Annotated in this window: 11 protein-coding genes; 7 read left to right on the top strand and 4 right to left on the bottom strand. The window is 69.5% G+C overall.

Translation table 11 applies throughout. The features are described from left to right. The first annotated feature begins 37 nt into the window (after positions 1-37). From OG956_RS35750 to OG956_RS35730, 5 genes are all read left to right on the top strand, one after another. Positions 38-505, top strand: coding sequence for a winged helix-turn-helix transcriptional regulator (locus OG956_RS35750; protein WP_330342173.1), 468 nt, complete (start codon positions 38-40; stop codon positions 503-505). A gap of 98 nt (positions 506-603) precedes the next feature. After that, complete coding sequence (locus OG956_RS35745) at positions 604-1389, top strand: alpha/beta hydrolase (protein ID WP_330342172.1); 786 nt, start codon at positions 604-606, stop codon at positions 1387-1389. Next, positions 1349-1498 carry a hypothetical protein gene (locus OG956_RS35740; RefSeq protein WP_330342171.1) on the top strand — a complete coding sequence of 50 codons (150 nt, stop codon included), beginning with the start codon at positions 1349-1351 and terminating at the stop codon, positions 1496-1498. The genes OG956_RS35745 and OG956_RS35740 overlap by 41 nt, the downstream gene beginning before the upstream one ends. 1009 nt (positions 1499-2507) lie before the next feature. Then, a complete protein-coding gene (locus OG956_RS35735) occupies positions 2508-3380 on the top strand; it encodes a DMT family transporter (protein WP_330342170.1) in 873 nt (290 codons plus the stop codon). 834 nt (positions 3381-4214) lie between these two features. After that, complete coding sequence (locus OG956_RS35730; RefSeq protein WP_330342169.1) at positions 4215-5657, top strand: serine/threonine-protein kinase; 1443 nt, start codon at positions 4215-4217, stop codon at positions 5655-5657. 341 nt (positions 5658-5998) lie between these two features. Here the strand turns inward: OG956_RS35730 and OG956_RS35725 are convergent, their stop codons facing one another. Next, entirely contained in the window at positions 5999-6745 is a 747-nt protein-coding gene (locus OG956_RS35725; RefSeq protein ID WP_330342168.1) for a YoaK family protein, read from the bottom strand. A gap of 245 nt (positions 6746-6990) precedes the next feature. Next, positions 6991-8226 (bottom strand): MFS transporter, encoded by a 1236-nt coding sequence (locus tag OG956_RS35720; protein WP_330342167.1) that lies wholly within the window; start codon positions 8224-8226, stop codon positions 6991-6993. A gap of 217 nt (positions 8227-8443) precedes the next feature. Between OG956_RS35720 and OG956_RS35715 the strand changes: the two genes are divergently transcribed. Together OG956_RS35715 and OG956_RS35710 are read left to right on the top strand one after the other, a co-directional pair. After that, on the top strand, positions 8444-9304 hold the full coding sequence (locus tag OG956_RS35715) for an NAD-dependent epimerase/dehydratase family protein (protein WP_330342166.1): 861 nt from the start codon (positions 8444-8446) through the stop codon (positions 9302-9304). Between the two features lie 289 nt (positions 9305-9593). Next, on the top strand, positions 9594-10478 hold the full coding sequence (locus OG956_RS35710) for a LysR family transcriptional regulator (protein WP_330342165.1): 885 nt from the start codon (positions 9594-9596) through the stop codon (positions 10476-10478). A gap of 288 nt (positions 10479-10766) precedes the next feature. Here the strand turns inward: OG956_RS35710 and OG956_RS35705 are convergent, their stop codons facing one another. Together OG956_RS35705 and OG956_RS35700 are read right to left on the bottom strand one after the other, a co-directional pair. Continuing rightward, positions 10767-11663, bottom strand: coding sequence for a carbohydrate ABC transporter permease (locus tag OG956_RS35705; protein ID WP_330342164.1), 897 nt, complete (start codon positions 11661-11663; stop codon positions 10767-10769). After that, a complete protein-coding gene (locus OG956_RS35700) occupies positions 11663-12553 on the bottom strand; it encodes a carbohydrate ABC transporter permease (RefSeq protein WP_330342163.1) in 891 nt (296 codons plus the stop codon). Before OG956_RS35700 ends, OG956_RS35705 begins: the two co-directional genes overlap by 1 nt. Between the last annotated feature and the right edge of the window lie 107 nt (positions 12554-12660).

The raw sequence follows: 12660 nt of genomic DNA, 5'->3' as shown, positions 1-12660 counted from the left end.
GAGTTCCAAAACGGAACTCAAGGCGTACGCTGTCGTCATGGAGTGGCGAGAACTTGATTTGGGCAACTGCAGCGTCGCCGCGACACTCAGCCTGGTCGGCGAGCGATGGACCCTGCTCATCCTTCGCGAGGTCTTCGCGGGGCTGCATCGATTCGACGAGATAGCCGAGCACCTCGGGATCTCCCGCAGGGCCCTCACCGAGCGCCTTCGGCAACTGGTCGACGCCGGCCTGCTGGAACGCCGGAGCTACCAGGAGGCCGGGCAGCGCTCACGCCAGGAGTATCACCTCACTGCGCGCGCCCACGATCTGCAATGGGTCCTCGCCGCGCTGCTCCGGTACGGCGACACGCACCTCGGTGACCCTGCGACCGCGCCGGTGGTACTGCGCCATTCCGGCTGCGGCGGCCGTGTCCACGTCGAACTGCGCTGCTCGTGCGGCCACGAGGTCGCCGGTTCCGACGTGGAGCCGACCCTCGGCCCCGGCGCTGTCCGGCTGTCCACCTGACGCGGTCAATCCGAACTCGGCCTTCCGCGGCAGAGCGCGGCGTCATGGGCACTGATCGTTTCACCCCAGCTGAATGCTGTTCCACCTGAGAGGTTTCCATGATCGAGCGCGAGGATGTCGAGTTCCCAGCAGACGGCGCGGTGACGCTTCGCGGATGGCTGTTCCTGCCGGACGGGCCGGGCCCGCATCCGGCGATCACCATGGCCCATGGCTATGCGGGGGTGAAGGAACACGGTCTGGAGCCTTTCGCGCGAGCCTTCGCCGAGGACGGGTTCGTCGTCCTGGTGCACGGCCACCGCACCTTCGGGTCCAGCGACGGCGAGCCCCGGCAGGACGTCGACCCCTGGCAGCAGATCGCCGACTGGCGGCGGGCCATCTCATACCTGGAGAGCCGGCCGGAGGTCGACGCCGACCGGATCGGCCTGTGGGGCAGCAGCTATGCCGACGGGCACGCGATCGTACTGGGTGCCACCGACCGCCGGCTGCGCGCCGTGGTCTCCCAGGTGCCGACCGTCAGCGGGTACGAGCAGGGCCTGCGCCGCGTCGCACCCGACGCCGTGCCGGGCCTCGAGGAGTCCTTCGCAGAGGACGAGCGGGCCCGATTCCGCGGAGAGGCTCCACACACGGTGGCCATCGTCAGCAACGATCCGTCGGTGCCCGCCTCCTACCGATCGCAGGAGGCCATCGACTTCTACGTGCAGCCCACGCCCGGCGGCGCGTGGGAGAACAAGGTCACGGTCCGTTCGACCCGCCCGGCGCGCATGTACGATGCCCGGGACCTGGATCACGCGAGTCTCGCCCACACCACTGCTCATGGTGGTCGCCCTGGACGACAAGGTCACCGTGACCGACCTGGCGCTCGCCGCCTACGAACGCGCCCTTGAGCCCAAGCGGCTGCAGTTGGTCCCGGGCGGTCACTTCGGTCCGTACACCAGCCAGTTCACCCAGGCGAGCGGTGCCGCCCGCGCCTGGTTCCGTGAGCACCTCGCCTGACAGGCGAACACACCCTCCCCTCGGTGTGCCTCAAGCGGTCCGAGGAACGGCCATCCCCATCTGCGCTGTATCAGCGACGACACAGGCCCCAGCCGCTCATCCAAGATCCCCACCCTGAACGTGTGCTCGGCAACCGGGTTGCCCAAGTGCTCGATGCACCAGTCGCTCACTGCTCGATCGTCGGAGTGTTCAAGCATGGCTGTCCTTTCCATGGATCGCTTGGTCGTCCCGTTCGCGGCAGGGATGGCCTGGGGCCGTTGGAACCAGATCGGTGCTCTCGTGCCGCAGCGCGCTGATCGACTCGGTGAACTGCCTCGGGCTCAGCCCAGCGAGACGGAACCGTCCAGGGCGGTCCGATGCCGTCACAGCAGGGCAGAGTTCAGGGAGTGGCGCTGTGTGCCTCTCGCCGTCGCATGAGGTCAAGGTCATCGCCCCATGCGTCCAGCACCGCGCCGTGTCCGGCTGCCTGCTGGGGCACCCCTGTTATGAGGCACCCTGCACCGTCTGCGGCTGTACGTAGCTGCCGCCCGGAAGATCAACGCACCTTTCGACTCTATCTGCCCGACCGGCCGTGATGCAGTGCATCCAGGCGATGCCCGGAAGTCGGCAATGCGCTCGGACAGCCGTGGGCTTCGACGGACGGCCTCCGACAGCATGAACTACTGGGGCCGCGGTCTGCGGTGTTGCACTCCGATGCGGGCGACTCCTGTTTCGTAGCGAGGACAGGATGTGAATCTGCGACCCCTGGGTTGTGAGCCCAGCGAACCGGCCGAGGGAGCAGCGGCGACGTACGCCCCTGCCTCGACCCCGGCGATGTCATCATGCTCATGAGCGTGGCCGGGGCCATTCGGCCTGGTGTTCCGGTCCGTTCTCGCCGGGTACTCACGGCGTGCGGCACAGGTGCGCCCGCGGCGCCCAGACGTCCGAGGAGTGATCCATCGTGCCCCGTCCGACCGGCGGCCGACAGGCGTCCGCTTCCCGGAAGAAGGGGCGGGCGGATGGTTCGCCCTTGACCCGGTATCCGGCGTGGACCATGGCGATCGGGGCACTGTCCGTGTCGGGATCGGCCATCCTTCTCGATCTGGCGCACACCTCACCGGGCACGGCCTCCTTCTACCGGTGTGCCCTGGCTCTGCCGGTGCTGCTCGTGCTCGCTGCCGCGGAACGCCGTCGCGCGGGCGCGTTCCCGCGGCCACGGTACGGCCTTGCCCTGTTCGCGGGGGCGCTGTTCGCCGGTGACATGCTGCTGTGGACTCAGGCGATCGGCGAGATCGGGGCGGGGCTGTCCACCGTGCTGGTCAACGTGCAGGTGGTGCTGGTACCGCTGCTGGCCTGGGTGGTCGACCGGGAACCGGTGCCCCGCCGCTTCTTGTGGTGGCTGCCGGTGCTGCTTGTCGGAGTGGTGCTTACCGGCGGAGTGTTCGGGCCAGGTGGATCTGTCGGTTCCGATCCACCGCGGGGTACCGTCCACGCGGTGCTCGCGGCCGTGTGCTACTCGGGGTTTCTTTATCTCCTGCGCCACGGGGGCCATGCCGGGCCGGTACGGCAGACGTACACGGCGGTCGTCGCCTCAGCGGCGGTGGTCTCACTGGCCATGGGCCTGCTCTGGTACGGGTTCGACCCGACGCCTGGGTGGCGAGCTCTCGGCTGGCTGCTGGCCGTGGCCGCCTGTAGTCAAGTCGTGGGGTGGCTGCTGGTCGCAGCCGCTTCGCCCAGACTGGCCAGCCACGTCGGTGCGGTCCTGCTGCTCCTCACCCCCGTCGGCGCGGTGGCCCTGGGAGCGGTCGTGCTGGGCGAGCGTCCCACTCCGCTCCAACTGGCCGGCTGTCTGCTCATCCTGATCAGCGCGTACGTCACCACGGCCCGAGACGGCAGGCGGTAGCCGTGAGGGGTACTCCCGCCCTCGCCGCCGACCGGTGTGGGGACAGTGCGCGGGCCAAGTCGTTCCTCGCCGCTCGAAGGACGAGTTCAGGCAGTACTCGCCGCCCGACCATCACGCCAACGGTGTCTGTCACAGCGGAACAAGCAGACGTTGGCGGCTACGTCGTTTCCTCCATATGGCGGAACCGCGGTTACGGAGAGCGTGGTGGGACGTTGAACGTGTATGAGCAGAAGTCATAGGCGTAAGCGATCGAGGTCGCAGGCCTTCGATCAGCTGCAGGTGCAGTTGACCCGTGCGGCCGCCGCGATGGCCGTGGGGAAGAAGCCGCCGCAACAGGGAGCGGAAAAAACGGTTCACCCGGTGGTTGAGAAGCCAGACAGTGCCTCTGATGAGGCGTCACCGGGCATGACGGATCCGGTTGCTGCCGGCGACCCTCAACCATGAACGTCGACGCAGCCCAGCGAACGACCCCGGACGCAAGACCGTCATCGCTGCCGCCGGAAGGCGGTCTCACTGCAGGGCGGCGGTGATGACGAAGTCGCGGCCGCCTCGCCGGCTTTGGTGACGCAGCAGCAGGAGAAGCCCGACGAATTCCTGCGACGAATTCCGGCGACGACGCGCCCTCGTCACGGTCATCTCCCGATCGCCTCACGCCCGTACCCGCACCCGGATGTCGCCCCTGGCAGCACCCCGTGCCACTGCGACCGCCACGGCGGCGCCCGTGCGGTCCGAGGCGCTGTCTTCGTCCGTATAGCCGAAACGCCTCGGGGTACCCGCCGCTGAGCACAGCCACTGGCCGCGTCCGGTACGCCGTGACAGCAACGGGAGAATCCGATGAAGGTCCGCCGATCAGCAGCCCTGCCGGCTCCCCCGCCGGTCCCACCCGGTGGGCAGTCCGCTCATGTCCTGTCCGGCCGTTACCGGCTGGGTCGGAGGATCGGATCGGGAGGCATGGCGGACGTGTACGAAGGCGTCGACACCCGCCTTCGGCGACCAGTGGCCGTCAAGGTCTTCCGGCCGGGCTCCGATCCGCAGGCCGAGGACCGTCTCGCCGCGGAGGCCGTCCTCCTCGCCCGCCTGCAGCATCCCGGACTGGTCACCGTCTACGACGCCGGCCGCCATGACGACCGCGCCTACCTCGTCATGGAACTGGTCGACGGCATCACACTGCGCGGACTCCTGGAGCGCGGAGCGCTGCCTGAGCGGCGTGTGGCCGCTCTGGGCACCGCTCTCGCGCGGGCGCTCGCCCACGTCCACCGGGCCGGCATCGTGCATCGCGACGTCAAACCGTCGAACGTCCTGCTGGACAGGGCCGGTGATCCGCATCTCGCCGATTTCGGCATCGCACGCCTGGCGAACGCCACACGCCATACCGCACCGGACGTGCTGACCGGCACCGCCGCCTACCTCTCGCCCGAACAGGTTCAAGGAAGGCAGGTCGGACCGGCTACCGACATCTACGCTCTCGGCCTGGTCCTGCTGGAATGCCTGAAAGGCGAACTGGAGTACCCGGGCAATCCGCTGGAGTCTGCGATCGCCCGCCTCCATCGACCGCCCACGCTGCCCACCTGGCTCTGCCCGGACCTGGGCACCCTCCTACAGGCCATGACCGCACAGGACGCCGAAGCGCGCCCTGACGCCGAGCACTGCGCGAAGGTCCTCTCCTCCCTCAGCTCCGGGAGCGATCCATATCCGGTGCCGCTCTCGCCCCCCTCGGTGAGCCACCTCCTCCCAGTACCCGACAGCCCCCGGCCCGACGCCGAACAGCCCACACGGAGGCAGGCGGTGGCGATCACCTCGGGCCGCCTTCCTGGCGACCCACGGCACAACCGTCGCATGGCGGTGGGAACCGCGCTGGCCGCGCTCTCCGTCGCCCTGGGCACCACTCTCGCCGTCGCTCCGGGCACCAACGGCACCGGCGACGACCGCGCCGACACGCATCACACCGCCCCGTACCCGCACCCCAGCCCGGCGACACCGGACAGCAGGCCAACTGCGGATCCGTCGGCCGAAGCTCCTCAGGCCCGGTCGCCCTACGGGACGTTCGACGACTCCGGTTCAGCGACCGGATCTCATTCCGAGCCGGTCTCCAGGAGCCAGGGTTCCTCCAGCCAGGCGATCCCGATAGGTCCGGCCACGGCCCCTAAGCGGACTGCGCAGCCACACCGCTCCGAGCACACGGACGGTCCCATCGGCAACACTGCACACCGGGCTCCGCAGCCACCCGACAAGACCGGCAAGCCCCCGCACCACTCGACACCCAAGAAGCAAGACTGAGGCGCAGTGGGTCAAGTCCTCACCAAGCGCAGCCGAGCCGGTTGGCTCGAGGAGCAGGGTCCGCCCGCACCCGGAGCCCTACCGCGTCGTAGGGTCCCGCTGCACCAGGCAGTGGACGTAACGACTCCAACTTCTCTGGGGAACCGGAGAACACACGCATCGAGGAGCGGCCATTCCCAAGGCCACGTCGTCGCGGCGGTGCATGATGACGCGGCAACGTCCGTCCTCGGCCGGTGAAAACACCGGTGAAAACGTCCCCAATGCGCCGAGGGCCATGGCGTGTGCACGTGCGCGCGTCGTTCAGGAGCACTGAGATCTGGCCCGGGGACCCCGGGGCCGGGTCACGCCGACCGGTTTCGGCCGACCGGGTCACGACGGCGCGCCCGGATCGGCTCGCAGGCGATCGCGATCGCGCCCAGCATCAACACGACGGGCGGAAGGGCGGCCCAGGGCCGTGCCTCCGCGAGCAGCGCGGCGGAGATGGCCGCGCCCACCATGAGCCCGGCGAGCCGCAGCGGTACCCAGACGCCCGGGTGCCCGGTGCCGACGCCCTTGACGATGTAGGTGGCCAGGGTGCCGGTCAGGTAGGTGGTGGGCGCGGCGGCCTGCCCGGCAGCCACCATGGCGGCGGACTGGGCTCCCATGGCGAGTGCTGCTCCGCACTGCATGACGTCCCGGATCGCCGCGTTGGGCCTGCCACCGGTGAGCCCCCAGACGAGCGCTCCCGCGGCCAGGAGAACCGCCTCGGCACCGAGCACCATCAAGATGCGCGGCGGCCAGTGGGTCGTAGCTGCGGCGCAGCCGCGGGTGTGCAGGGCGACGATCAGCGCTCCCGCCCCGAAGCCCGCCAGCGCAAGCACCGCCGCCGTCACGCCGACCGTCTCCCCGCGGCCGACGGCCATGCCGAGGAAGGCGAGGTTGCTGGTCATGACTCCTGCGAAGACCCGGTCCAGCCCGAGGAACGACACGGATTCCAACGCGCCGGAGGCCGCCACCAACAGAACGACGGCGATGCGCAGCGATCGTCCGGAGCCGGCCTTCGGCCGCACTGCTCCTTCACCGCTTCCCGGGCCAGAGATGTCACTCATTGTCAGGCATCGTAACCCTTCGTGTAGAGGGGTGGTCGGTCATGGGCGTGGAAGTCTCCTGGGCGACCTCCGCCAGCCGCTTCCGCAGCGCGGTGACGATGTGGCGGTGCCCGTTGCTTCCGAGCACCACTCGCAGCGGTGCCGGTCCGTGCCCGTGGAACAGCGTCGGACGCCCGGCGTGCAGCGTTTCCAGCGCGCGGGGGACCGCGGCCGCCGACGGCCTCTGTCACGAGGGGCCAGGCCGGTCAGCGGACAGGTGCCCCGGCCTGGCCTGCGCGGTAGGAGGTACAGATCCACAGCAGGGACGCGAGGGCGGTGATGCCGAGTCCGGTCAGGCAGACACCGGGCCAGCCGGCCTGCGCCCACATCAGGGACGCCACGGCTGAACCGAGCGCTCCGCCCACGAAGTCGAACGTCATGTAGATGCTGTTGACCCGGTTGCGGGCCTCCGCGTCGACGTCGTAGATGACGCGCTGGTTGAGCACGTGCAGCCCCTGCACGCCGATGTCCAGGATCAGCACGCCCGCGATCATGCCGCCCAGCGTGTCCCCGGCCGGCAGCAGCACGGCGAAGGCGACGGCGATGAGAGCGACGGCGAAAGCGGTGGGCAGGGGGTGGGTGTGCCGCCTGACGCGGCCGGTCAGGTTGGCGGCGATCGCGCCGGCGGCGCCCAGAAGGCCGAACAGGCCGATGACAGCGGGCGGGTAGTCGAACGGAGTCCGGCTGAGCCGGAGAGCGGCGGTCGACCAGAAGACGCTGAAGGCACCGAAGCCGAGGGCGCCGTAGGCAGCGCGGACGCGGACCGCTGCATGGGTCCGGTAGATACGGACGGTGGAGCGCAGTACCTCGCCGTAACCGAGGCGTCGCCCGGGGAGGGCGTCCATGCCGTGCAGGGCGCGGCGCAGGACCATGGCGAGGGTGACCATCAGTGCCGCTGCACCAAGGAACAGTGGGCGCCAGCCGACGAGTTCGGTCGCGATACCGGCAACGGTCCGAGCCAGCAGCATGCCGGTGAGCAGACCGCTGATGACGGTCGCCACGGTGCGCCCGCGATGGGCGTCGTCGGCGAGGTGTGCGGCTGCGGGCACCAGCACCTGAGCTGCGACGTTCGCGAGGCCGAGCGCGGCGAAGGCGACCAGGGCGACGGTCGGACACGGGGCGGCGCCGACCGCGGCGAGGGCGGCGGCGTCGAGCATCAGCAGCACGGTCAGCAGCGACCGGCGCCTGACGATGTCCGCCAGCGGAAGCACGAACACCAGGCCCAGGGCGAAGCCGAGTTGGGTGACGGTGACGAGGACACCGGCGGCGCCCGCTGAGATGCCCACGGAGCGCGCGATCACGTCGAGGAGTGGCTGTGCGTAGTACATGTTGGCGGCGATCGCGCCGGTTGCCGTCGCCAGCAGCACGGTCATGCCGCGCGAGATACCGGGGCGCGCGGAAGCCGCTGCTGGGGCGGACCGGGCTGGGGCGGTCTGGGACATGGAGGATCTCCTCGTCGGACGGAGGGACTCCAACGTGCTGGGCCGCGGGGGCAGCTGTCCAAGACCTGTTCTGTCGTCGCTGATACCCGCTGGGCATGGGCCCGGCTGATGTCCAGCGGGTATCACAGACGCCGAAAGAGGTCTTGGACGGAGGTCCGTCGGCGGGCGCAGGCTCGTCAGCAACAGTCACCGGCCCACATGGACAGGAGCCACCCCCATGAAGATCTTCCTCACCGGCGGATCCGGATACGTCGGCAAGGCCACGATCAGCGCGCTGGTCCGGCACGGGCACGGCGTCGAGGCCCTGGCCCGCAACGACCGTGCCGCCGAGACGGTCCGCGCCGCCGGAGCGAAGCCCGTGCGCGGGGGTCTGGGAGACCTCGGCGTGCTCAACGCCGCGGCGGCCCACGCCGAGGCGGTCATCCACCTGGCGCAGGCCGAGACCGGCGACGAGGACCTGGCGGCCGCCACCGCGATGCAGGACGGCATCGGCTCCGGCACCTATGTGCACACCGGCGGCACCTGGGTCTACGGCGACACCGACGGCGTCGTGGACGAAACCGCCCCCTGGAATCCGCCGGCCCTGGTCGCCTGGCGCAAGCCCGTCGAGGACGCCGTCCTGCAGCGTGCGCAGCAGGGTGGCCGTCCCGTGGTGGTACAGCCCGGCCTGCTGTACGGCGGCGAGAACCGCCTGATCGACATCTTCTACACCACCCCGGGCAAGGCGGCGGGCGCCATCCCCTGCATCGGCGACGGCGCGAACCGCTGGGCGCTGGTGCACATCGACGACATCGCGGAGCTGTATGTCGCTGCGCTCAGGGCGAAGCCCGGTTCGGTGTACGCCGGCGTGGGCGGGGTGAACCCCACCGCCAGGGACTGCGCGCTGGCCGTCGCCCGGTCCGTCGGACTCGACGGCAAGGTCGCCTCCATCTCGCTGGAGCAGGCCCGCGAGCAGATGGGCCCGATCGCGGACGCCTTCGCCCTCGACCAGCAGCTCACCCCCGCACGCGCAGAGGCGGAGCTGGGGTGGACCCCGGTGCGGACCGACCCGCTGGCCGTGCTCGCCGCCGGCGAGTGAACCAGGCCCGGAAGGAGCGGGCACCGTCTGCGACGGACCACCGCACCGGAGCAGCACAGACGCTCAACCGCACCGGAGCAGCACAGACGCTCAACCGCACCGGAGCAGCACAGACGCTCAACCGCACCGGGGCAGTACAGACGGTCAACCGCACCAGGGCAGTACATTCGAGGTCACATGCCTCGGTCGTCCCCCGAGGCCGATCGATGCAGTGGCATCCGGGACAGCCCAGTGACCAGGCGGGTCGTCCCAAGGAGAAAGTGAGCGGTGAGCCCGGGTGGATCTCGACATGCGCAAGCTCCGGTATTTCGTGGCGGTGGCCGAGGAACTCCACTTCGGACGCGCGGCCGAGCGGCTGCACATCGCCCAGCCCGTGCTGTCCCGGCAGATCCGCAGCCTGGAGGACGACCTGGGCGTCGAGGTCTTCGACCGCGACCGGCGCGGCACGCTGCTCACGCCGGCCGGGCGGCAGCTGCTGGAGGACGCCGTGCCACTGCTCGCCTCCGCCCAGGCACTGATCCGGCGGGTGAAAGCGGCGGCGCAGGACACTCCCACGCTGACCATCGGCTTCATGCCCGGCATCACGGTCACCCCCGCCACGTCGGCCTTCACCGCACGTCACCCCGGCGTCAACGTGCGTCTGCTGCGTACCAGTTGGGAGGACCAGGTCGAGGTGCTCCTCGACGGCCGGGCGGACATCGGCGTCGTACGGCTGCCCATCGACCAGCGCGGCCTTCAGGTGCGGCCGCTCTTCCAGGAGCCACGGGTGGTCATGCTGCCGGCGGGGCACCGCCTGGCGGACAGGGCGGCGGTGACCGTGCGGGACCTCGCCTCCGAGCATCTGCTCCAGGACCCGGACGCCGTTCCGGAGTGGCGTGACGTGGCGCTGGAGTTGCGCGGCAAACGGCGCCCGGAAGTCCCGGCGATCCACCAGGTGGAGGAGAAACTCGAGCTGGTGGCCTCCGGAGCCGGCATCTGTGTGCTGCCGCTTTCCACCGCCACGTTCTACACCCGCCCGGACGTCGTTCCGCTGCCCGTGGAGGGCCTCGGCCCCAACGAGGTGGCACTGGCATGGGTGGCGACCCGCCGCTCCTCCCTCATCCGCGACTTCGCCGAGGCCGCGGCGGAAACGCTGGGCCGGCCCCGGACCGACGAGCAGCTGCCGGCACACTGACCCGGATATTCCGGTTTCCGAGGCAAGGTCCTGTGCGGACATGGCCCCCCACGGTGGCGGCGGAACCGTTCCGGAACCCCTGCTCCGCTGTGTCGGGGCCGTCGCCGTGGCAGGACCGGCGGTCAGTCCGGCTCCGGATCCGTGGTGCCGGGCCCTGCCGGTCCGCAAGGCGGCGCAGTGACGGGCGGCTCAGAGCGATGCCGCCGATCGGCAGCCTGCCCCTGTCCGAGGCACGGTATGGGGCAGGGGTGGAAGTGTGCGGTGCTCACGTGGTGCTCGGGCTGCGTCTCAGCCCTTCACGGCGCCGGTGAGACCGCCGACGATCCGCTTCTCGAAGATCGAGAAGAAGACCAGCGCGGGCAGCATGGCGAGTGAGGTGAACGCGAGGACCTTCGCGGTGTCCGAGGAGTACTGGGAGGAGAACGCCTGGACGCCGAGCGGCAGTGTGAAGTTCGCGTCCGAGTTGAGGATGTACAGGGGCAGGACGTAGTTGTTCCAGCTGCCGATGAAGGCGAGGACGCCGACCGTCACGACACCTGGCAGGGACAGCGGGATCACCATGCGGAAGAAGAATCCGAGTCGGCTCGCACCGTCGATCGCGGCGGCCTCCTCGATCTCATGGGGAATGGCTCTGAGGAACGGCACCAGGATGATGACGGTCGTCGGCAGGCCGAAGGCGATCTGCGGGACGATCACACCGAACAGGTTGTCGACCAGGCCGATGTTCTTGATGACGATGTACAGCGGGGTGATCGCGATGACCATCGGGAACATCAGGCCGGCGGCGAACAGGGAGTACATCGCGCCCTTGAGCCTGAAGTCGTAGCGGGCGATCACGAAGCTCACCATGAGGCCGAGAACGACGATACCGACGGTGCTCAGCAGCGCGACGACAACGGAGTTGGCGAATTCGCCCCAGAACCTTCTCGACGTCAGGACGTCGGAGTAATTACCGAGGACCCAGGGACGCGGAAGGGCTGCCGGGCTCGTGGTGAACTGCGCGTTGGTGCGGAATCCGCCGAGCACGATGTAGAGCACCGGTGCGATGCAGACCCCGATGAAGAGGAGCGCGATGAAGTAGGTGAGGGGACTCCCCCACTTCTGCGGCCTGTCCCGATGGCGGTTGACGGGGGTGTCCGGCTCCGCACCGGAGGAGAACCAGGAGTCGGCGGTCGTCGCGCTCATCAGGCGGCTCCTTCGGTGACGGCGCCCCGGAGGTCGCGGCGCAGAACGAAGCGCTGGTAGATCAGCGCGACGACGAGCGAGATCAGGAACATCACGACCGCGATGGCGCTGCCGTAGCCGTAGTTGCCCGCGTTGCGGCCCTGGGCGACCATGTAGATCGCCATCGTCGAGGTGCCGGCGGTACCCGCGACGTAGGGACCCCAGATGATGAAGACGAGGTCGAACAGCTGCAGCGAGCCGATGATCGACAGGAACGCCCAGATGCGGATCGTCGGCCCCAGCAGCGGCATCGTGATGCGGCGCTGGATCTGCCAGAAGGAAGCGCCGTCGATCTGAGCGGCCTCGAAGAGCTCCTCGGGGATCGACTGCAGGCCGGCGAGCATCAGGATCACCGCGAAGCCGATGTATTTCCACGAGATGATGCCCATCAGTGTCCAGATGGCCAGCTTCGGGTCGGAGAGCCATTCCGCCTGCAGGAAGCCCAGGCCGATGTGGCGCAGGAGATCGTTGACGGCGCCGTTCGTCTGGAGCATCAGACTCCAGCCGGTGCCGACGATGACCTCGGAGATGACGTAGGGGACGAAGATCAGGACGCGGATGGCCGAGCGGCCACGAATCCTCTGGTTGAGCATGAGCGCGAGGACAATGGCCAGCGGGCCCTGGATGACCAGGGAGAGCACCAGGACCAGGAAGCTGTGCCACAGAGCCTGCTGGAACGCGGGGTCGGTGAGGATCAGCTTGTAGTTGTTCAGGCCGACCCAGTCGGTGGGCGCACCGTAGCCCTTCCACCGGTAGAAACCGTAGAAAGCCGCGAGTGCCACCGGGAAGACCACGAACGTGAGGAACATGATGATCGCGGGCCCGGACAGGACCGCGATCTCGAGTCGCATCTCGGCACGGCGGCGGCGCGCGGCCGCTCGCGGAGGAGCCGGGGACGCGGAGTTGGCCGCGCCCCCGACTCCGGGTGTGCCCTGCGACTGGCGGCCGGTGGCCGTGT

Origin of the sequence: Streptomyces sp. NBC_00557, assembly GCF_036345995.1 — a bacterium.
Taxonomy (GTDB): domain Bacteria; phylum Actinomycetota; class Actinomycetes; order Streptomycetales; family Streptomycetaceae; genus Streptomyces.
The sequence above is the reverse complement of the archived record's forward strand: the minus strand, read 5'-3'. Positions and strand labels throughout refer to the sequence as shown.